This window comes from Pseudovibrio sp. Ad5, assembly GCF_001623095.1.
In the GTDB taxonomy this organism is placed as follows: Bacteria; Pseudomonadota; Alphaproteobacteria; order Rhizobiales; family Stappiaceae; genus Pseudovibrio.
Genome location: NZ_LMCH01000002.1, coordinates 67,440 through 86,574 on the forward strand (window position 1 = coordinate 67,440; position 19,135 = coordinate 86,574).

General features: G+C 50.0%; 20 protein-coding genes and 1 pseudogene. 11 read left to right on the forward strand and 10 right to left on the reverse strand.

Annotation, left to right across the window (positions count from 1 at the left end):
- Positions 1-63 precede the first annotated feature (63 nt).
- The 3 genes from PsAD5_RS01030 to PsAD5_RS01040 all read right to left on the reverse strand — a co-directional run bounded on the left by PsAD5_RS01030 (position 64) and on the right by PsAD5_RS01040 (position 3,182).
- On the reverse strand, positions 64-912 hold the full coding sequence (locus tag PsAD5_RS01030; RefSeq protein ID WP_063286916.1) for a carbohydrate ABC transporter permease: 849 nt from the start codon (positions 910-912) through the stop codon (positions 64-66).
- 1 nt (position 913) lies between these two features.
- Positions 914-1,735, reverse strand: coding sequence for a carbohydrate ABC transporter permease (locus PsAD5_RS01035; protein WP_063290802.1), 822 nt, complete (start codon positions 1,733-1,735; stop codon positions 914-916).
- A 256-nt stretch (positions 1,736-1,991) separates the two neighbouring features.
- The gene (locus PsAD5_RS01040; protein ID WP_063286964.1) at positions 1,992-3,182 is read right to left on the reverse strand and encodes an ABC transporter substrate-binding protein; all 1,191 of its coding nucleotides are present in this window, start codon (positions 3,180-3,182) and stop codon (positions 1,992-1,994) included.
- A 210-nt stretch (positions 3,183-3,392) separates the two neighbouring features.
- Here PsAD5_RS01040 and PsAD5_RS01045 point away from each other — a divergent pair, with 210 nt between their 5' ends.
- Entirely contained in the window at positions 3,393-4,199 is an 807-nt protein-coding gene (locus tag PsAD5_RS01045) for an IclR family transcriptional regulator (RefSeq protein ID WP_063290752.1), read from the forward strand.
- A 61-nt stretch (positions 4,200-4,260) separates the two neighbouring features.
- Positions 4,261-5,352 carry an ABC transporter ATP-binding protein gene (locus tag PsAD5_RS01050; RefSeq protein ID WP_063286914.1) on the forward strand — a complete coding sequence of 364 codons (1,092 nt, stop codon included), beginning with the start codon at positions 4,261-4,263 and terminating at the stop codon, positions 5,350-5,352.
- 44 nt (positions 5,353-5,396) lie between these two features.
- Here PsAD5_RS01050 and PsAD5_RS01055 read toward each other — a convergent pair whose 3' ends face one another.
- A complete protein-coding gene (locus PsAD5_RS01055; RefSeq protein ID WP_063286913.1) occupies positions 5,397-5,693 on the reverse strand; it encodes an AzlD domain-containing protein in 297 nt (98 codons plus the stop codon).
- On the reverse strand, positions 5,690-6,370 hold the full coding sequence (locus PsAD5_RS01060; protein WP_063286912.1) for an AzlC family ABC transporter permease: 681 nt from the start codon (positions 6,368-6,370) through the stop codon (positions 5,690-5,692). Before PsAD5_RS01060 ends, PsAD5_RS01055 begins: the two co-directional genes overlap by 4 nt.
- A 102-nt stretch (positions 6,371-6,472) precedes the next feature.
- On the opposite strand from PsAD5_RS01060, the gene PsAD5_RS01065 reads away from it, so the two are divergent.
- Positions 6,473-6,925, forward strand: coding sequence for an Lrp/AsnC family transcriptional regulator (locus PsAD5_RS01065; RefSeq protein ID WP_063290753.1), 453 nt, complete (start codon positions 6,473-6,475; stop codon positions 6,923-6,925).
- 51 nt (positions 6,926-6,976) lie between these two features.
- Here the strand turns inward: PsAD5_RS01065 and PsAD5_RS01070 are convergent, their stop codons facing one another.
- Both PsAD5_RS01070 and PsAD5_RS01075 read right to left on the reverse strand, forming a co-directional pair.
- Positions 6,977-7,480, reverse strand: a complete 504-nt coding sequence (locus PsAD5_RS01070; RefSeq protein WP_063290754.1) for a GNAT family N-acetyltransferase — start codon at positions 7,478-7,480, stop codon at positions 6,977-6,979.
- Positions 7,480-9,024: a class I adenylate-forming enzyme family protein gene (locus PsAD5_RS01075; RefSeq protein WP_063290755.1), complete on the reverse strand. Its 1,545-nt coding sequence runs from the start codon at positions 9,022-9,024 to the stop codon at positions 7,480-7,482. The genes PsAD5_RS01070 and PsAD5_RS01075 overlap by 1 nt, the downstream gene beginning before the upstream one ends.
- Positions 9,025-9,352: 328 nt before the next feature.
- Between PsAD5_RS01075 and PsAD5_RS01080 the strand changes: the two genes are divergently transcribed.
- From PsAD5_RS01080 to PsAD5_RS01095, 4 genes are all read left to right on the forward strand, one after another.
- On the forward strand, positions 9,353-10,015 hold the full coding sequence (locus PsAD5_RS01080; protein ID WP_063290756.1) for a DUF4386 family protein: 663 nt from the start codon (positions 9,353-9,355) through the stop codon (positions 10,013-10,015).
- Between the two features lie 638 nt (positions 10,016-10,653).
- Positions 10,654-11,301: a hypothetical protein gene (locus PsAD5_RS01085; protein ID WP_063290757.1), complete on the forward strand. Its 648-nt coding sequence runs from the start codon at positions 10,654-10,656 to the stop codon at positions 11,299-11,301.
- 3 nt (positions 11,302-11,304) lie between these two features.
- On the forward strand, positions 11,305-12,309 hold the full coding sequence (locus tag PsAD5_RS01090; RefSeq protein WP_063290758.1) for an HNH endonuclease signature motif containing protein: 1,005 nt from the start codon (positions 11,305-11,307) through the stop codon (positions 12,307-12,309).
- A gap of 11 nt (positions 12,310-12,320) precedes the next feature.
- The gene (locus PsAD5_RS01095; RefSeq protein ID WP_063290759.1) at positions 12,321-12,536 is read left to right on the forward strand and encodes a hypothetical protein; all 216 of its coding nucleotides are present in this window, start codon (positions 12,321-12,323) and stop codon (positions 12,534-12,536) included.
- 27 nt (positions 12,537-12,563) lie between these two features.
- Here the strand turns inward: PsAD5_RS01095 and PsAD5_RS01100 are convergent, their stop codons facing one another.
- Together PsAD5_RS01100 and PsAD5_RS01105 are read right to left on the reverse strand one after the other, a co-directional pair.
- A complete protein-coding gene (locus PsAD5_RS01100; RefSeq protein WP_153041323.1) occupies positions 12,564-14,171 on the reverse strand; it encodes a hypothetical protein in 1,608 nt (535 codons plus the stop codon).
- A 143-nt stretch (positions 14,172-14,314) separates the two neighbouring features.
- The gene (locus PsAD5_RS01105) at positions 14,315-14,599 is read right to left on the reverse strand and encodes a ribbon-helix-helix protein, CopG family (protein WP_063290761.1); all 285 of its coding nucleotides are present in this window, start codon (positions 14,597-14,599) and stop codon (positions 14,315-14,317) included.
- Positions 14,600-14,859: 260 nt separating this feature from the next.
- On the opposite strand from PsAD5_RS01105, the gene PsAD5_RS01110 reads away from it, so the two are divergent.
- From PsAD5_RS01110 to PsAD5_RS01125, 4 genes and pseudogenes are all read left to right on the forward strand, one after another.
- Positions 14,860-15,750, forward strand: coding sequence for a phosphoribosyltransferase-like protein (locus tag PsAD5_RS01110; RefSeq protein ID WP_063290762.1), 891 nt, complete (start codon positions 14,860-14,862; stop codon positions 15,748-15,750).
- Between the two features lies 1 nt (position 15,751).
- Positions 15,752-16,120 (forward strand): hypothetical protein, encoded by a 369-nt coding sequence (locus PsAD5_RS01115; RefSeq protein WP_063290763.1) that lies wholly within the window; start codon positions 15,752-15,754, stop codon positions 16,118-16,120.
- A gap of 147 nt (positions 16,121-16,267) precedes the next feature.
- Positions 16,268-17,407, forward strand: coding sequence for a retron St85 family RNA-directed DNA polymerase (locus PsAD5_RS01120; RefSeq protein ID WP_063290764.1), 1,140 nt, complete (start codon positions 16,268-16,270; stop codon positions 17,405-17,407).
- Between the two features lie 156 nt (positions 17,408-17,563).
- Positions 17,564-18,110: pseudogene (locus tag PsAD5_RS01125) on the forward strand (recombinase family protein).
- 186 nt (positions 18,111-18,296) lie between these two features.
- Here the strand turns inward: PsAD5_RS01125 and PsAD5_RS01130 are convergent.
- Positions 18,297-19,121, reverse strand: coding sequence for a hypothetical protein (locus PsAD5_RS01130; protein WP_153041325.1), 825 nt, complete (start codon positions 19,119-19,121; stop codon positions 18,297-18,299).
- Positions 19,122-19,135 lie beyond the last annotated feature (14 nt).

Here is a 19,135-nt window from a genome sequence, read left to right on the forward strand (position 1 = left end):
CTTCGGCATTGATGGATTTTGAGAAGCAGGTTTGCTTGGGACATTCCTGCTTCCGATATTTTGTCAGCCCTTGGTTGCCCCCAGCGTTAGCCCTGCAATGAAGTGCTTTTGCATGAGGAAGAACATGATGACCGGCGGCATGGCTGCAACGACGGACCCGGCTGATACCAGATGCCATTGAGCAACCCACTGACCATTGAGCGAGATGATGCCACCTGTGACCGGCATGGCATGCGTGCCCTGCACCAGAACGGTGGCCCAGAAGAAATCGTTCCAGATGAAGGTGAAGATGAGCACCGACAAAGCCGCGATGGCAGGCCGCATGAGTGGTAGCACCACGAACCAGAAGATACGCAATTCCGAGACGCCTTCCACGCGGGCGGCTTCGATCAGTTCGCTTGGCAGTGCCTTGATGAAGTTACGCATAAAGAGCGTACAAAAGCCCGTCTGGAAGGCCACGTGAAAGAGCACGAGACCCGTCACCGTGTCGTATAGGCCCATCTTGAGCGTGAGATCACGAACCGGCACCATGAGGATCTGGAAGGGTACGAAGTTGCCAGCTACGAACATGAAGAACAGCCAGAGATTGGTTTTGAACTTGTAGGTCGCCAGCGCGTATCCGGTCAGGCATGACAGGGCGATGGCACCAATCACGGTTGGAATAGTGACCTTGAACGAGTTCATGATGAACAGGCCCATGGGCGTGTTTTGGAAAACGGTCAGGTAGTTGCCCAGCTCAAACGAAGACGGCACACCGAAGTAGTTGCCCATGGCAAGGTCTGAGCCCGGGCGGATGGAGGTGACCATGACGCCGATCAGCGGCAAGAGCCAGACCACTAAGGAGATTGGCAGGGCCACCTTGTAGGCGACACGGGTTGGTGCGGATGCATTTGCAACGGGAGTTGGAAACATCTTAGTAGCCCTCCCTCTCATCTTTGAGCATACGCACGATGAAGAGCGTGATGAACACCATCATGATGGCGAAGAGCACAACAGCGATGGAGGCGCCGTAACCCATGCGGAAGCCATATTCAGACAGCGCTTGCTCGTACATGTAATAGGAGAGCACACGACTGGACCCGTAGGGGCCACCGCTGGTCATGATGGAGACCAGATCAAACGAGCGCAGGGCGCCGATGATTGTGACGACAACTGCGATGAAGGTGGCCGGGCGTAGCTGCGGGATGATGACGTACCACAGCATCTTCCAGCCTTTTGCCCCATCCAGCCGCGCCGCTTCGATCTGGTCTGGCAAGACGTTGTTGAGGCCCGTCAGGTACAGGATCATGCAATATGCGATCTGCGGCCAAAGGCCAGCGACGATGATGCCGTAGGTGACAAAGCGCTCATCAGCAAGGATGGCGATACCTTCCACGCCCATAAACTCCAGCAGCTTGGTGAACAAACCGAAATTGGGGGCATAAAACCATGAGAAGATGAGGCCGACGACGATCTGGCTGATGACAAACGGGAAGAAAAACAGAGACTTATAGATACGGATGCCCGTCACAGTCTGATTGAGGAAAATCGCAATCAGCAGTCCGGCAGGCACTGCCAGCATGTACAGCACGAGCCACAACACGTTGTTGTACAGCGCGGTGTAAAACGCCTCGTCATCTATAAGCTCAATATAGTTTGCAATGCCGATGAAGGTTTTGACGCCGATGCCATCCCACTCATACAAGCTGATCCAGAGTGACTGGCCGATTGGCGCGATCACATAGACCAGAAACATCACAACACCCGGCGCTAAAAACAGCCAGGGTGCAAGTTTGCGCTGGTTGGCAATCCACTTTGCCGATCTGGTTTTGCTGGCGCCTGATGTGGCAGGTCCTCCAGAAAACTTTGGTGAGTTTCCGGAAGATACAGGAGCCAAGGCCTGCTCGCTCATCTATGTCCTCCTGCAGAAGATCATGCTTCTGCGCTGTTTATTCCTAGAGCATAGGGCGGCGAAATCTTCCGCCACCCTACTTAAGAATTCCGCCTATCTACTACTTGTAGACACGGGTCCGGATCTTCTCGAGACGGTCCAAAATGGCGTCAGCCCGCTCTGGCTTCACCATGAATTCCTGGAAGCCTTCCATGCCAGCCTTTGCCATTGCTGCCGGAGCATCACGGTCGTAGAACTGCGCCAGCGCGTACGCATTGGAGAGCATGTCGAAGCCCTGCTGCAGGATGCGCTCTTCAGGGCGCTCTGCACCGGAGTTTACTGGCAACTGACCGAGTGTGACGTTTGTTGCTGTCTGCACATCTGCACGCGCCATGTAAGCAAGGAACTTCTTCGCATCTTCCTTGTTTTTGGCGTTTGCCGGAATGTGAATGGTGTCGGTCGGAGCATCTTCAGCCATTGGAATGCCCGGTGTGATTTCCGGGAACTGCATGAAGCCGATCTGCTCTTCCTTCAGGCCACCGTTCTTGAACACGTCAACCGCGAAGTTGCCCATCAGGTACATTGCCGCTTTGCCCTGCACGAGTGCTGGCACAGCTTCCTGCCAGTCCAAAGCTGCATGGTTTGCGTTGTAGTAGCCTGGCTTGACCAACTCGGCCCACTTGTCGAAGGTCGCTTTCACACGCGGGTCGGTGTAAGGCACCTTGCCTGCGGTGAGGTCCATGTGGAACTCGTAGCCGTTGACGCGCAGGTTCATGTAATCAAACCAGCCGCCTGTTGGCCAAAGTGCTTTTGTGCCGATTGTGAACGGGTCAATGCCAGCTGCTTTGAGCTTTGCGGATGCTGCAACCAGTTCGTCCCAGCTGGTTGGAACAGCAATGCCCTTCTCTTCGAAGATATCTTTGCGGTAGTAGATACCCCACTGGTAGTACGTGTAGGGCACACCCCATTTTTTGCCATCAATGGTCATGGATGCCGCTGCTGATTTCAGCTGCTCATTGAGACCATTTTCCTCCCAGACATCCGAGACGTCTTCAAACAGACCGGCATTGACGAAGGGTGCCATGCGGTTGCCCGCGTACCATGTTGCCAGGTCCGGCGCGTCTGCTGTGAGGAAGTTGCGAATGGAGGTTTTATAACCCTCCTTATGCATCGTGTTGACGATGACGTTCACATCCGGGTTCTCCTTGGAGAAGCCAGCCACGATGTCTTCAAATGCTTTTTTTGGAGCCGGATCCGTCTGGTCGAGATTGATAATCAGATCGCCAGCGGCATATGCGGAACTTGAAATCATAAATGCTGCAGCGAAACCGCCCGCAGCTACTTTGCTAAAATTAAACACCTAAACCTCCCAATATCGCCAAGAAATAAGTTCCATTGAATGAAACTTCGTTTTGACCATTGAAATAGTTACGTGCTAGTGCATAATTGTCAACCAAAGGAACTAGGAAGGGATCTGTATGAAAATTGCAGATTTCCGGAACGGGTAAGGAAACAGCAGGAAATGGGCGCACAAACCCTGAGTATCTCTGAGGAAACCGAGCAAGACCTCACAAGTCCCATTTCCAAGGCACTGGTGGTGCTGGACGCGGTTGCAATGGCAGAATCACCCCCTCGGTTCGTAGAGCTTTTGAATGCTTTGCCGCTGAGCCGGGCCACGTTGCACCGTCAGCTGCGGCAATTGGTGAAGGAAGGCATGCTGGTGCATGATGAGGTGCATCAGACCTACAGCATTGGCATGCGGGTGCTGCGGCTAGCTCATTCTGCCTGGAGCCGTGCCAGCCTTGCTAGTGTAGCGCGGGATACGCTGGACACGCTGAGCACGCAGATTCCGGAGACCATCCATCTGGCTGTGCTGGACAACAATCAGGTGCTTTACGTGGACAAACGCCTGCCGCCGCGCAGCGTTTCCATGTTCTCCAGTCCCGGCAAGATTGGTCCGGCCTACTGCACAGGCGTGGGCAAAGCGATGCTTTCTGCTCTTCCTGAGGCGCGGCTTATTGAGGCGATCAAGGCGCAATCATTCCAGCGCCATACAGATAAAACGCTGGTGAACGAGACAATGCTGCGCGATGAGCTGGCTCGTATCCGTGAGCGCGGACATGCCTATGACGATGAGGAGCATGAAGGCACCATCATTTGTGTGGCCTTGCCGATCCTGAACAAGCGCGGGGAGCCAATTGGCGCGCTTTCCGTGACCAGTACAACCTATGTGACCTCGCTCGACACTATGGTCGAAACCTATTTGCCTGCCATGAAGGCAGCAACCAATGAGATTTCAGAGAACGCTCAGATTGCACTGGGGGTTTGATTTGCGGGGCTTTGGGAGGCCCTTGCTCAGATATTGAAGATATTTTTCTGGAGGGGAACAAATGACCGCAGTTGTGTTGCGCGATCTAAAGAAGAGTTATGGCGACACGCAGGTGATCCACGGTGTGGACCTGGACATTGAGGAGGGCGAGTTTGTTGTTTTCGTTGGACCCTCTGGCTGCGGAAAATCCACCTTGCTGCGGACCATTGCCGGGTTGGAGACCAGCAACAGCGGGACCATCCATATTGCGGATGAGGATGTGACGGACATCGATCCCTCCCAACGCGGTATTGCCATGGTGTTCCAGAGCTACGCGCTCTACCCGCACATGACCGTTGCGGAGAACATGGGCTTTGGCTTGAAGATGACCGGACACCCCAAAGCCGAAATCAAGCGGCAGGTGGATGAAGCGGCGCGTATTTTAAAGCTGGAAGAGTATCTGGACCGGCACCCCAAAGCGCTTTCCGGTGGTCAGCGGCAGCGCGTGGCGATTGGCCGGGCGATTGTGCGCAATCCGAAGGTCTTCTTGTTTGACGAACCACTTTCCAACCTTGATGCAGAGCTGCGTGTGCAAATGCGCATTGAGCTTGCCAAGCTGCACAAGGACGTAGCGGCCACGATGATCTACGTGACCCATGATCAGGTGGAAGCCATGACGCTGGCTGACAAGATCGTGGTGCTGGAAGGTGGTTACATCCGGCAGGTGGGCAAGCCGCTGGAGCTTTACGATAATCCGGCGAACCAGTTCGTGGCGGGCTTTATCGGCTCTCCCAAGATGAACTTCCTGAGTGGTAAGGCGGTACGCTCAACCGATGCAGGGCTGGAGATTTCCGTATCCGGTTTTGAGGGGCAGACGTTGGTCGTGCCGGGGATCACCACCTCCGTGGTGGAGGGCGCAATGGTGAGCGTTGGCATTCGCCCGGAACACTTTTTGGTTGGCTTGGGCGAAGACGGCGTTGGCGCCGATGTGAGCGTGACGCTGGTCGAGAACCTCGGTGAAACCAGCTACGCCTACTGCACGTTGCCGGACGGCGTTCAGGTCATCGCAGAAAGCCGCGGCAACCGCCTTGAGCAAAACAACGAAGCCCTGCACCTGACCCTGCCCGCCTCACGGGCCTTGCTGTTCAAGCCCGATGGCGAGCGACTGCGGTAACTGTCCAGGTGGTTGCTTTTACAGCTGGAGTGGGGACGCCACCGCTAACCCGTAATCAGCGATAAACCTCCAAATGCAGCGACACCAAGACACATCGTTGCAATGACGTGGTTTGTTGTGATTGCTACGGCCAAAGCGACTGCAGCTGCCACCCACATTTGCGCAGATTGCCCGGAAAGGGACGTCGCAATGAGGCTGACGACAATCAGGCCCGGCAACTCCTCCAGCACCCAGGAGTGCTTTGACGCTCTAACTTTGCTCCCAGCAAAAAGTCCGATTATCCGGATGGAAAGGGCAGCCACGGCCAGTGTGAGAATGATAAGCCAATGAGAGCTGGTCATTGTGAAGCGCTCCTGATTTGGCGGATCATATGCGACGCAATTAGCCCACAGAGGGCACTGGCGACAATTGCATAGGCTTTGGGAAGCCCCAGGTAAACCATCGCGATTGCTAATCCAAACGCGACCGCCCATGGCAGGATACTTGATCGTCCCTGCCATAATCCCCTTGCCATTGCGATAAAGGCTGCTGTGAAGGCAAAGCCGAGTCCGAACCTTTCAAGGTCAGGCAGGACCGTCCCAACCAAAGCACCGGATGCAGTGGAGACCGTCCATACGCAGATCATGACCAGGCCTGATCCGATCAGGAATGAGGCTCCGATGTCTTTGGATTTCGCCCGCTCCGACATCGTGAGCGCCCAGTTCTCATCTCCGGTTATATGAATTGCGACCAGCTTTGCCCGCAAAGATAAGCCTGCAAGAACATCAGACAGGGAGGCGACGATCCCGATGTATCTTAAATTGAGGGCAGCACCTGCAAATGCGGCCCCAAGAACTGTAGAGGCATTGGCAAATTGCTCGACAGCAACGATTTGTGATGAACCCGCATGAACGGCTGCGCTCATAAGGCCGACACTCCACCACGGGAAGCCGGTCTGTGCCGCCAAAAGACCAAATGCGAAGCCGTATAGGGCCGCCCCGGCAGCAAGGGGAAGGATTGAAATAGCACCATGTTTCATAAGGTTGAGCATAGATGCGGCTGGTGATGCAATTAAGCGCTTTATTGCTGATAATATGATATGAACAAATCAAATTATCAGCATTTATAGGACATTTCTATCATGGACGCTATCGATGTAACTCTGCTTCGTGCTTTGCAGGAAAATGCCAAGACTTCGATTCAGGAGTTGTCCGAACATTCTGGAACGTCGACAGCATCTGTGCAGCGTCGGCTGAGAGCTCTACGTGATACCGGAGTAATCCAGAAAGAGGTTGCCGTTCTTGATCCTAAGAAAGTTGGTTTGGGAATAACCGCAGTGGTTGCTGTTGAGCTGGAACGAGATCGACTAGATCAGATCGACGCCTTTAAGCGCAAAGCCCGTGAGGATCGGCAAGTTACGCACTTTTATTGCATTGCTGGTGATGCGGATTTCATGATGATTGTTATGGCTAAAGACATTGAAGACTATGAGGCCTTCACCCACAGGTTCTTCTTTGCAGACAAAAATGTCCGCAAATTCAGAACATCCATTGTCGTCTCAACAGAGAAGGCCACGCTTGAGTTACCTATCTGATGAGCCTGTTTCAGAGTTTCCCCGCAAAGAAGGCATGCCTGAGGGAAGACCTCAGGCGATTTCTTCTGCGTAGAATGGGAGGTGTTTGCGGAGGCGGATGTAGGTGATTTCGCATTTGAGGTCTTCATCGAACTTGGTGGCCTCGCGCACGTCCTCGTATCTCATGTGGTGGTAGAGGCCCAGAGCGCGTTCGTTCTGGATGAGGACCGAGATTTCTGCAGTGTGATAGCCTCGGGCGGCGATGCGGCGTTCCGCTTCTTCTGCCAGCGCGGTGCCCAGTCCGCTGCTCTCGTAGTCCGGATCAATCCAGAGATCGGTGATGAAGTTGTCGGCATGTTCTGTTGCTGCGAAGCCGAGCACACGATCTTCTTTGACCGCCACCACAATCTGATCCAGACAGGCGCTTGCAAAATCAGTGAAGGAGGCTTTGCTCATGGTGTCGTGAGCAACCTGTGGCACGTGGGGGCCGATGCCCTGTTTCCATGAGGCGAGACCGACCTCTCCGATCTGCGGGATATCTTTTGAGCGAGCACTACGAATTTCAAAGGACTTCATCAGACTGATCCACCTCTCTGCGGGCCTTTCAACATCTCTCGCAAGTCTCGCTTAAGGATCTTGCCGTAATTGTTCTTGGGCAATTGATCCATGGCGACGTATTGCTTCGGACGCTTGAAACGCGCGATGTTATCAATGCACAGCTGATCCAGCTCTGCAAAAGCGACGGTCTTTCCCTTCTCTGGCGAGATGATTGCCACCACCTCTTCACCCCACTCTTCATGGAACCGACCGACAACTGCGACTTCAGATACATCCGGATGCAGCAGAAGGATCTCTTCCACTTCGCGAGGATAGATATTGGACCCGCCCGAGATAATCATATCCTTCGAGCGGTCGTGCATGGTGAGGAACCCATCCTCATCCAGCGCACCCATGTCGCCTGTTTTCAACCAACCATCGACAATCGTGGAAGCGGTTGCTTCCTCATTGTGCCAGTAGCCTAGCATGACCGCCGAACCAGACACGACGATCTCGCCAATCTCACCGACGGGCAGGTCTTTCATGTCCTCTCCTACCACACGGACATTCGAGACGACTTGAGCTACCCCAACTGATTTCAATCTTTCTTCCCAACGGGGATGTTTTCTGTCGCAGACCTGCTCTCGGCTGAGGACCGTGATACCCATTGGGCACTCGCCCTGCCCGTAGATCTGTGCAAAGCGTGGGCCGAGAACATCAACGGCTTCAACGATATCAGCGAAGTACATTGGACCGCCAGCATAGATGATGGTGTCCAGCCCCTCGCCCGTTGCGCCTGTGGCTTTGGCCACTTCCACCAGCCTGTGCACCATTGTGGGTGCCGCAAACATGGCGATCCTGCCGATCTGTGGGGCGATTTCCAAAATCTCTGCAGCGTCAAACCCGCCAGAGACCGGACAAACGTGGCGACCACCGGCCACAACGTGCATGAAACTATAGATTCCCGCACCGTGGGACATGGGAGCTGCGTAAAGCGTGGCGTCTTCGTGCGTTGGTGTGCCAATGCCTGCATAATACCCGAGCATCATGCTCTGAATGTTTTGCGAGGACATCATCACCCCTTTAGGGCGGCCTGTGGTGCCGGAGGTGTAAAACAACCAAACCATATCCTGCGCGTCAATGGGCACAGGCTGCGCCAAAGGCTCTGCGGTGAGCATCTGTTTGTAGCTGTCCTGATCTACCGAAATAACCTTGGTTTTGGACTGGTCAATCTCCCTGATCAGATCCTCACCCACATCATCAGAGATGAAGACGATGGTGGCCTCAGCATTCTCAATAATCCATGCGGCTTCTTTCGGGTGCAGCTTGGCATTGATCGGGATTGCAGCGGCGCCGGACCACCAGATGCCATAGCTGGCTTCCAGATACTCTGTGCGGTTTTTCATGAAGATGGCAACACGGTCGCCCTTGGAAACACCATAGTCACTTTGCAGAGCACCGGCGATGGCAGCGGAGCGCGCGCCAAACTGACCGTAGGTTGCCACAAGCTGCGTTCCGTGAAAGAGCGCAGGTGCATCGGGTGTTATTCTTGCTGTACGGGCCAGCCATTCTGCCAGGTTCATTCGGTCTCCCCCTCAAATCAGAGTGCTTTCCCTCAAAAGCAATCTGGCTGCTACCGTCTCATCGCCTTGCAGTTCATGACGATAACGCACTGTTCACTCACGTATTGTTATTGGTCTGGGAGCGTCGTGGTGACGAAATTTGGTTGGCAGCTTCACTCAAACTTTAAGATGCGCATACTATAGTTTTTTGCAAGTCTGGGTATACGCCTCTTGTTTAACGCAATTTCCAAGTTTACGCTGCGGCTTTCTGCACTTTACATTTCTTTGCTGCACAGAACATCCCATGTTCTGCATAAATTCAACTAGTGGTTTTATAAGGACGCCTGTGATGAATCTTCAAAAAGCTGGCGGAATAGCATCTCTTATTGAAGCGGCCACCTACATCATTGGCTTTGCTCTTTTAACGACTTTACTGGCAGATGCTGGCTTTGGCGAAGACGGCAGTGATGCGAACCTGCTGGCATTCATCGTGTCCAATCAGAGCCTTATGTACCTCTGGAATTTCATCATCTACATCGTCAATGCAGTGTTTCTGGTGGTGTTGGTGATTGCGCTGCATGACCGGCTGAAAGCTGCAACGCCGGGGCTCTCTCAGGTTGCCGCTGCTTTCGGGTTGATCTGGGCGGGTCTGATTTTGGCCAGTGGCATGCTGGCCAACATTTCTCTGGCGGAAGTTTCAACCCTTTACGCACTGGACCATGACGAAGCACTGGTGATGTGGGCAACCCTGAGCAACGTGCAGGAAGGTATTGGCGGGGGCAACGAGATCACCGGTGGCCTGTGGGTGTTGCTGCTGTGCTGGGCTGGCCTGCGTGGCTCCAGTCTTTCCAAGGGACTTGGCTGGCTTGGCATTATCATCGGTCTGGCAGGGATTGCCACAGTCATTCCAGGCATGAGCGATCTGGGCGGTATCATCTTCGGCCTTGGCTTCATTCTCTGGTTCATCTGGGCAGGTATCTACCTGCTCAGACACGGTGAAGCTTCTGGTTAAGCCGGTTGCAGAATGGTCTCAGCGATCAAAGCACCCTCAAGGAATTTGGGTAAGCTAAGGTCGTCAGGCAATGAAGAGGCATTATCTCAATTAAAACAGCATGTTACATGATGTAAAATCTTCTTGAGAACCGACACAGTTATATTTTGGGAAGGAGCGTGGCTGGTAACTGGAATGTGCATGCACAGAGAACAGCATTTAAGCCGGTGTTACTGACTGCTCATTACAGGCTTTAGAGAACGCATAAAATCGATGCTTAACTCTAGACTAGTCGAATAAATTTTCAGGAGAAAATGGCTGGGGTGGTAGGATTCTCAGCCGTCTCTCTGCACGTCTGTAAGCCATTGAAATTAATCGCGCTTCAACTTGGAAACAATTCATGTACTACACCTATGTGGGTACATTGTACAACACAAAAAATGAATTTCAGCAGCTAGAGCAAAAACAGAAACAGCTCGCAGGAGGTAGCCTGCTGGAGACCCAAATATCGAAAGCAGGCGGGCAGTATAGTTAGAAATGTATTGCTTCCTCTCCTTAAGATGTCATCACGCTCTTCGTTTTCTCTCCTCAGAATTCAAGGTTGACCTGAAATTAGATTTTTGGTTACGTAACTACATGCAAAAGTTATGGAGAGCCTTATGCCACCTATTAGTAATGCCGAAAAGCAAGCCCGATTCCGAAAAAAGGAAGATCTCAAGAAGCACGTAAACAGGCGCATTTCAGAAGCCCAACTTGCTATCTTTTCTCTTGGAGACAATGAAAAAACCAAGTTGAGCCAGCTTAAAAACCTAGAGAACTTGCCGTCAGGTTGGACAGATGAAGATCTCGTTCATGCCTATGAGCACATCGAGCGGATTTTCTTTGACCTCGTTGAACCAGACAATGCCCTTTCAGTCGATGTATTCGACGGACGCAATGAAATGGGCAAGTTTCCGAAAGGTTCAAACGCCAGAAAACGCAGGATTGAGTTGGAAGAGGCGACCAACGATACCCGCGCTCTGGCCTCACACTTAATTTCTGCTTTGGAGCTAGCAAAACTGGGGAGCAGTGAGAAAGCTGCAGCACTTGCTGAAGCTATGCGCCATGTTGCCCGCACTCTTGTTGACGATAAACCGCTGCATTTTTCTGATGCAAATCTTCTTTGTCTTGCAACACTACCTCCGCACTACAGACGTCCAGATTGGTTCAACGCTTCGTTCGCAAAGTGGATCTCATACCGTCTTGGCCGTGACGAAGCCAAGAATGATCTTGGCGAGAAGATAATCAGTTACAATTGGGAGATGTAAAGCATGCCGATTGATACAAACAAAGCTGATAATTCCGTTCTGCTAGATACGTTTGATCGAGTACTTGATGTTGAGTACAAGAATGAAAGATACAACGTAAGAGACAACGGTGCTGTCTTTCGGCACAACAAACTTCAAAACAGGGTTCGTCCTCTGGATAACAAATGGTCTTTCGGAAAACAGTCTGAAACGACCGGCTATGTCCTCCTAGCCGGGGTACCCGTTCACCGCATTGTCTGCTGTGCTTTTCACGGAGCACCTCCTACTAAAAACCATGTGGTCGATCACATCGATACCAATAGAGCCAATAATCGACCCGAAAACTTGCGCTGGGTAACTCGCCTTGAGAACGTCTTACTTAACCCAATATCGGCCAGACGAATTGAACTTGCTTACGGTTCTATAGAAGCATTCATTGCTGATCCTTCTTGCTTCAAAGGCGGCACCCAGTTCCAAGATATAGGTTGGATGAGGACTGTTTCTAAAGAAGAGGCTCTACTCACCAAGGAACGCTTCCAAAACTGGGCCAAGAGCGGGTCTGTTCCTAAAGGTGGAGCTTTAGACGAATGGCTTTTTGCGCATCAAAGCTCTGAGATTTCAGAAGCTCTAGAGCAAGCACAACAAGAATTCGAGTCTCTCACACCGTCTGTAGTGCAAGTGAACTGGAAAACACCAACGGCATTCTTATGTTGCCCCAGCAACGTCACAGAGGACGCGATAAAGAAATATGAAGAGCAGCTGACGAATGGCGAAGTGTTTTGTGAGAACCAATACGGTCAGTCACGTGTGGTTGAATATGCCACGACCGCTGATGCCGAACTTGTGGTTCTCACGCGATCAGAGGAAGCAGTTAAAAAATGGGCCGTGACACACATCTCTGTATCCGATGGCTTTTTCTACCACAGATCCGAAGGAACATTTTTCGAATACATTGGTGCTGCAAAACATTTAGCTGAGCTTTGCAATTTGGAACACGAGTACGGTGAGTGCATTGATGACTATTGCTGACGGAGACAAAGATGCCCAAATATTCAGTCTACGAGAAATCGACAAATCAAGTTGAAGAAATCCAGATAGAAAGGAAAAAGCAAATACCCGGGGGCACTCGCATTGAGGGGCTGTACCCTATTGATATGACGGAAGCAGAGCTTGCTGAAACTGTTAAGGGCACATTCGGTGGTCGAATGGAGGAATTCGAGTTTGGGCGTTTTGTCTATGTCGCCTATCGAGACTAAACCTTCTGGATTCTGTAATGCATATAGCTATGAGAAAGAAGGAGCCACCTCATCCAAGGCAATTGTGCGCTCTACTTCTAACTGCATTTGCCGCGTCTTTTCGTTTTCCAATCGTTCTCTTCCTTTTCGCAGCAAAAAGTCGGGCCCAGCGTGGGCTTGTGAGAGATCACTCTCTAAGCATCGTAGGGCCGCTCTGAGGACCGGAATCCTTTCTTGCGCTAAGCACTTACGGCGATTGAACTCCTGCCGCTCATTACTCACTTGCAAGTCAAAGTCTTGCTCCAAGTTACAGAGTTCAAGCGCTGCTTTTTGTAGGGAACTCTTAACACTACTTCTTTCTACAATACGCTTCTGGAGGTTCATTTCGAGTATTTCTCGCTTCCTTTCCAGTTCTTCGTGCTTACTGGTGAAAATCCACCACCATCGCGGTGTCGGCAACTGTTGTATTTCAGCTTTAACCTGTTCAACTTTCTCATCTATAACGCCAACTTGAGCCTCAAGCGTTAACTGCTCATCGTTGGCTTGTAGCAATTCTTGCGGGTATACAGGAGAGACGTAATTCATCTTAGAAATCAGTGTCTCTTCCCCTCCCAAACGGCACAGATGTTGAGAAACACGCTGGTAGGCACTGAGAGCAATAGTATTAGCTTCTACATGTAGGGCTGTAAGCTCCTCCTCAAGCATCACTAAAGCGCCTGCGATATGGTTCGTAGCTGAGGGGTCTAGCTTGATCTGAGCTGCTTGAGTTCGGTGTGAACCAGTTCCAGCTCTGCTCTGACCATTTGCATTCCTTCCACTAGCTTTAGCTGGGTCTTGACGAACTCTGCCATCACTCGGTTCGCTTCTTGGTTGATAGCTTGGCTCTGTTCTGGTTGCATCTGCTGTGCAGCTAGTGCGCCTCGCAGCGCTCTCATTCCGTTGAAGACCATTTCTGGGGTCAACTGTTGGTTCTGGCTCATTTTCACGTTCCATAAATTCGCGGATAGCGGAGATACGCTGACCTAAAAGCCGAGAAAGAGAACCTACTAGCTCCCCTGCTTCTGTCTCTACTATCCAAGTGTTTTTCTTAGCACCCAGCGCTACCTTCAAGCCTACGCTCGCAAGTGCCTGCTGAAGTTGATCGGTGTTGGTACACTCTTCCCAGATTGATTTCAGGCGTGCACGGACCTGTGGCAGATCAATTCCTTTGCGCTTCTTTTCTTGATGCTGCTGGGTGCTAAAGGCCTCAAGGTCTGTGGGTTGCTGGCTTTTGGTCAAAGTCTTGAGCTTATTTGCAACATCGTTCAGGCCGCGCTCTGCAAGTCCTTTGATTACAGCTTTCAGATGTTTGCCGGGTACAACCTCATGACCGAATTCAACTTCTGCCCAGCGTGCCAGAAGTTCGTGCTGCACGTAGTCCCATGAAGTTGGGAGGATTTTACCGGATACAGGATCAACTTCAGAGACCAAGACATGCCAATGCTCATCGAAAGCACTTGTGACAGCTCTTGGCTTCCCGTGTTTAACGACAACGGCAGCAGATGGTGAGAAACAAAACTCCCTTGCAAGCTGGTGCAAGAGCCAATGGAACTGGTTTTCTGAGGTTTCTTCACGCGGCGCAATTACCCAATGCCGAACGCAGTATTGAGAGGCCACTTGCTTTGCATCGCAGTGCATATCTAGAACATCATCACGAGAGCCTTGGAGGAAAGAGACTTCTTCGTTCTCCTCCCCGTGCCAAAGGTGATGAATAAGCCCCCTCACACCACGCTTCGTTGAGACGCGCTGGGCTTTGATGATCATGGGAAGTTCGCGAGGACTTGTTGAACGACTTGTCGGGTAGCGGCAATGTCTTGCGGGGTGAGTTCATCGCCTTTGGCAAGCATTGCATTCATGCTGCGGCGGAGTTCAACCACGTTTGCGCGAAAATCACTGCCATAGTCCTTTTGCGCCGCTACACTTTTGATCGCACGCCTGAGGATGTGTGAGGCAGATTTGCCACGCCTTTCCGCGGCTCGCTGCAGCAGCTCTTTTTCGTGAGAGGTAACACGAAACTTGATTGTCTTATCCTGCACCAATTCCATTCTCCGACCCTTTGGGGGTGAACGGGGGCACAGCCCCCTTCCCAGCTGTGGTAACAACCACATGGCTGGCTGAAGCGTTGGCTTCGGCTAACGTGTGGCCTCAACACAAGAATCGCGTGAATGGATGCAAAGAACAAGGGATTGTGGGAACATAAATTCAATATTTCATTGAACAATATTCCACCTAGATATGGACCTTTCAGGTAAATACGGTAGATACTCTAAATATCAAGTTAAACTCTACTATCTGACAAAGTCCAATGACGCATTTCAATGTAGAAAATTACCACGCAATCCCAAGATCGAAAAAAATACAACCCAGAGGCGATTTTTCTCAGATGATTGCTGCCTTGGAAAAACAGCCTTGGCTACATAAAAAACAAACTGAAATGGATGCTCTTATTGAAGAGCTAGATGACGCTGAACAGAAAACATTAATCTTTGAGCTATTAGGAAATTTCACTTACATTTGTTCACATCGATTAAGTGACTTTCTAGGTGGACTTGCTGAAACCATTTCTACCCAATGGGGATGTACCCCACACAATACAATCATTGTCGCATTAAATCGGGGGCAATGTGCCGATAGTTCTCAAGCGATTTTATGGCACCTTAAGCCAGCCATGGCAAAGCGTGGCGCATGGACACCAAATTTGTTCGTCATAGACATAGAAGAAGCCGCAAAACAGTGTAATCAGCACACTCATATTGCTAATGTCATAATTATTGATGAGTTTTCCGGAACAGGAAAGACAATAGATAAAGAGCTAAACAGGTTCAAAAACCAACTAAACAATGCCTCAGGCCTATCAATACGGATCGCGCTCGTTGCACTTATGCAAGATGCCTTTGAAAAATTTCCAGATTTTATCGATGATTTTTATTTCTTAGAGGATATGAGGCCCGGCATCTCAAGTCACATTGAAGAAAGTAAAAGGCCTGAAGCAATAGAGATTATGAAAACTCTTGAGGGTAAGCTTGCCCAAGTAGCCAGAGATAAAAAGTTGAAGAAACACATTTTTGGATGGGGGAAGTCCGAGGCTCTATATTATTATGAGAATGGGAATACGCCAAACAACGTGTTCCCAATTTTTTGGTGGCCTGAAGATGTGAATGGGCAGCAACGATTGACTCTGCTAAACAGGGTTTAATATGAAATACACCTCCTATCAAAGACAGATATTAGCGACAATTTATAAAGCCAACGCGGAAGTTGATTTATATCTGCTTCATAAGCAATTTCAGCTATCTCCAAGCCAGATTCTCATAACCGTGACGGAGCTTGAAGAGCACAAACTTATTGAACGAGTAGGTGTCGTTGTCAAAGCAACACAAAAAGGGCGAAATTGGATTTATGCTCACCGTAAAGAAATCTTCATGAACATAGATCGCTATTGGGCAACCCCGACTCTCAATGAAAGCCAACTACCACCGCCTATGCAGCCGTATTTCCCAGAAAAAGTGACAACAAATGAGAAAAATCCGGTTGTAAATCGCCAAGATCAAGATAGAAGTGATTGAAGCAGGATCTGCGATAGTATGTGGCGCAGTCGCCACATCAACTCAGGGGCCCGTTAACGTTCCTATAAATTAATTTTATAGGAATTTGGTTTTTGATATGATTATTTATGGTATCGCAGTTTCCTGCTTCAATCACTGATATTAAACATGAATAATGTAAAAGACTGGGAAGAGTTTCTCAGAACACATTTATCGCACGAACAGCAGCAACTCGAAGGGGCTATAGGATATGTAAAGCACCTCATATCTCAATCGCTTCCTCCAATCTTTGGCGAAAAGCACTTTTCGATCCTTACGGGTGTGTCTGAAATTTTTCTGAGAAAACTTGCGGATAATTCAGCTCACTACTACCGCACATTTTCAATCCCAAAGCGAAAAGGTGGCTTTAGAAACATTAGTGTTCCGTCACCAACTCTTCTTCACGTTCAGCGATGGATCGTGGCAAATATACTACGCAAAATTCCAGTTCACGAGGCCGTACATGGTTATGTTGCTAGCCGCTCCGTGATAACGAACGCTAAAGTGCACCGAGAGCAAGAATCCATACTAAGAATTGATATAAAAGACTTTTTTCCAACTATCGAAAGCCAACAAGTTCAAGCACTTTTCGCAGCTATTGGATACCGGCCAGAACTCTCGGTATTAATGTCTGACCTTTGCTGTAGAAACAACGTATTACCGCAAGGTGCAGCGACCAGCCCCGCAATAAGCAACTGGGCTTTTGCTCCTCTTGATAGAAAACTAAAAGAACTCTCACAAAAATATAGTTATCAATACACTCGATATGCCGATGATATTTTTATTTCAGGCAAGCATATCCATGACAGAATAGAAAGCGAAGTTGCCCAAATTCTCTTAGAACAAAAGTTCAGAATAAATCGAGCCAAGACTAGGTTTATGGGACCCAATAGGCCGAAAATCCTTGCGGGAGTTTCGATTGCAAGCGGGCGACTATGTTTGCCACGTGAGAAAAAAAGAGAAATTAAACAGAACGCTTATTACATAATAAAATATGGGTTGTTTGAGCATTGCAACTGGAAGGCATCAAGAGACCCCCTGATCTTAGAGAAATTGCTGGGAAAAATTAATTTTTGGCTAATGGTTGAACCTAAGAATCCGACAGCTCTGGAACTCCAACAAAAACTTCGTGCTATCAGCCTTGAATTTGATAATTCGCTTTGGGAGAAGTTTGAACCAAAACGCGCGCGGGATATACAAGACATTTTTAAACCCACACCCGCCGCCAATTTCGAATTTCCTAGTTCGATGCGGAACTCAAAATCCTAGTTGCGCAGAGTACACCCTAATGTCCTTATTCCGCTCCATAGCAAAACGGCTGAAAACTAGGCGACATCAGGGTCGGTTATCTCGATTTGTCCCCACCAGACATTGAGGTCAAGACTCGCTTGTCTCAGACTGCCTGCAATCAATTTTGAGGTAGTTATGACAACATACGGCTATGCACGGGTTTCAAGTACCGATCAGGATTTAGCGGTTCAACAAGCCGAACTGCACGAAGTGGGCTATCAGGTTGTTCGTTCAGAGAAGGCAACTGGCACAACAAGAACCGGTCGTGAAGAATTACAGACATTGATGGACTTTCTACAGTCCGGCGACACTCTGGTCGTAACCAGAATGGACCGTCCGTTCAGCTCTCGACTTGCTTCAGATCGTGAAAGAATTAGAAGACCGAGACGTCGCACTTAAGATCCTGAAACAGAATATTGATACCCGCACAAGTGAAGGGAAGCTGTTCCTGACTATGCTTGCGGGATTTGCAGAATTTGAGACCAATCTCCGACGCGAACGACAAGCTGAAGGAATTGCCAAGGCTAAACAGGAGGGAAAGTACAAGGGCGGCAAAAAGCAGATCGACAGAAATGAAGTGGCTTCATTGCTGGCTCAGGATTTAAACAAACGCACGATTTCCCGGCAACTCGGTTGCAATGTGAAGTCCATCCAACGTATTGCAAAAGAGCTGGTGCTATAGTGCGTATTGTTGAAAGCTTCGCTACTGGGCTTTTTCTTGAGGACTGGGATATTCTTGAGAGCACCCATAACCGACTATAAAAGCTTGGCCCCTCAGTTGCCGTCTGTTTCTCAGATGAATCCCAGCTAAAAACAGTTTTTCGAATTGCGCTGCCCATAGTGGAAGAATGTATCATTCAATCTTGTGCTATGGCTTGATCCGTTCCCATAACTGCAACGTTTCTCCGTACTCATCGGAGCGAGGTGGGATGTATGCAATAAAATAGTCTCCCGGCATTCTGGGAGTGCTTGAACTTTGATTTCTAGCGCCCTGTCTGGTTCCGCGCTTTTCTGGATGATTAAGCCTCTTCCAGAGCGCAAACGTACCCGTTTTCCGCACTAGCTGCTTTTTGCTCTGAGATAACTTCCAGAGAGCCTTAAGCGGCCTTTCAGGTAAGCCCAAAACTTTGTCAACGGGATAGACGCCGTTGAGCATATAGGTCACAGCAGCCACAACACTCTCAACCGGCTTATCTTTACGGTCTACACGCGGGAACTTCTCATCGAGATAACCTAGTGCAGCCACCCGGTATTCTAGAGGCACTCGGCCCATGAAATGAATGTGTAGGTCAAACAGCTCCTCGTCCTTATCATAGCGCGGATGAAATGCGAGTAGGTGGACATCTACTTGGAACGTACGCTTCAGGTACCTGACTTCAGCGGACACTAACTCACTGAAAGCTTCGTATTCTTTTATCAAGTCTGCGAGGTGGCACTTTCCAGCAGGCGCAGCAAAGGTCCAAAAGAAAAGGTCATCTTCTCCTTCACATTGAATGAACTCATTGTAACACTCTACGATTTCAAGATTTTTTTGGCTTGAAACGCTAGGAAAAATTCGGGACTGCCGGACCGGACGCCCTAGCTCGACAACTTCAATCTGTCCTGCACGACAACGCTTCAAGTAGCGTTCATTCTCACTTCGATACGCATCAACTCCGATAGCTTCGAAACGCTCTGCTAGTTCTCTCGACAAATTGCGAAAGGCAC

Bases quoted from the DNA above. Each gene is read 5' to 3' on its own strand.
- PsAD5_RS01080 (WP_063290756.1), top strand. From the start codon at position 9,353: ATGAATCTTCAAAAAGCTGGCGGAATAGCATCTCTTATTGAAGCGGCC.
- PsAD5_RS01035 (WP_063290802.1), bottom strand. From the start codon at position 1,735: ATGTTTCTGGTCTATGTGATCGCGCCAATCGGCCAGTCACTCTGGATC.
- PsAD5_RS01065 (WP_063290753.1), top strand. From the start codon at position 6,473: ATGGACGCTATCGATGTAACTCTGCTTCGTGCTTTGCAGGAAAATGCC.
- PsAD5_RS01055 (WP_063286913.1), bottom strand. From the start codon at position 5,693: ATGACCAGCTCTCATTGGCTTATCATTCTCACACTGGCCGTGGCTGCC.
- PsAD5_RS01040 (WP_063286964.1), bottom strand. From the start codon at position 3,182: ATGATTTCAAGTTCCGCATATGCCGCTGGCGATCTGATTATCAATCTC.
- PsAD5_RS01110 (WP_063290762.1), top strand. From the start codon at position 14,860: ATGACGCATTTCAATGTAGAAAATTACCACGCAATCCCAAGATCGAAA.
- PsAD5_RS01090 (WP_063290758.1), top strand. From the start codon at position 11,305: ATGCCGATTGATACAAACAAAGCTGATAATTCCGTTCTGCTAGATACG.
- PsAD5_RS01120 (WP_063290764.1), top strand. From the start codon at position 16,268: ATGAATAATGTAAAAGACTGGGAAGAGTTTCTCAGAACACATTTATCG.
- PsAD5_RS01105 (WP_063290761.1), bottom strand. From the start codon at position 14,599: ATGGAATTGGTGCAGGATAAGACAATCAAGTTTCGTGTTACCTCTCAC.
- PsAD5_RS01075 (WP_063290755.1), bottom strand. From the start codon at position 9,024: ATGAACCTGGCAGAATGGCTGGCCCGTACAGCAAGAATAACACCCGAT.
- PsAD5_RS01095 (WP_063290759.1), top strand. From the start codon at position 12,321: ATGCCCAAATATTCAGTCTACGAGAAATCGACAAATCAAGTTGAAGAA.
- PsAD5_RS01045 (WP_063290752.1), top strand. From the start codon at position 3,393: ATGGGCGCACAAACCCTGAGTATCTCTGAGGAAACCGAGCAAGACCTC.
- PsAD5_RS01060 (WP_063286912.1), bottom strand. From the start codon at position 6,370: ATGAAACATGGTGCTATTTCAATCCTTCCCCTTGCTGCCGGGGCGGCC.
- PsAD5_RS01030 (WP_063286916.1), bottom strand. From the start codon at position 912: ATGTTTCCAACTCCCGTTGCAAATGCATCCGCACCAACCCGTGTCGCC.
- PsAD5_RS01070 (WP_063290754.1), bottom strand. From the start codon at position 7,480: ATGAAGTCCTTTGAAATTCGTAGTGCTCGCTCAAAAGATATCCCGCAG.
- PsAD5_RS01115 (WP_063290763.1), top strand. From the start codon at position 15,752: ATGAAATACACCTCCTATCAAAGACAGATATTAGCGACAATTTATAAA.
- PsAD5_RS01085 (WP_063290757.1), top strand. From the start codon at position 10,654: ATGCCACCTATTAGTAATGCCGAAAAGCAAGCCCGATTCCGAAAAAAG.
- PsAD5_RS01050 (WP_063286914.1), top strand. From the start codon at position 4,261: ATGACCGCAGTTGTGTTGCGCGATCTAAAGAAGAGTTATGGCGACACG.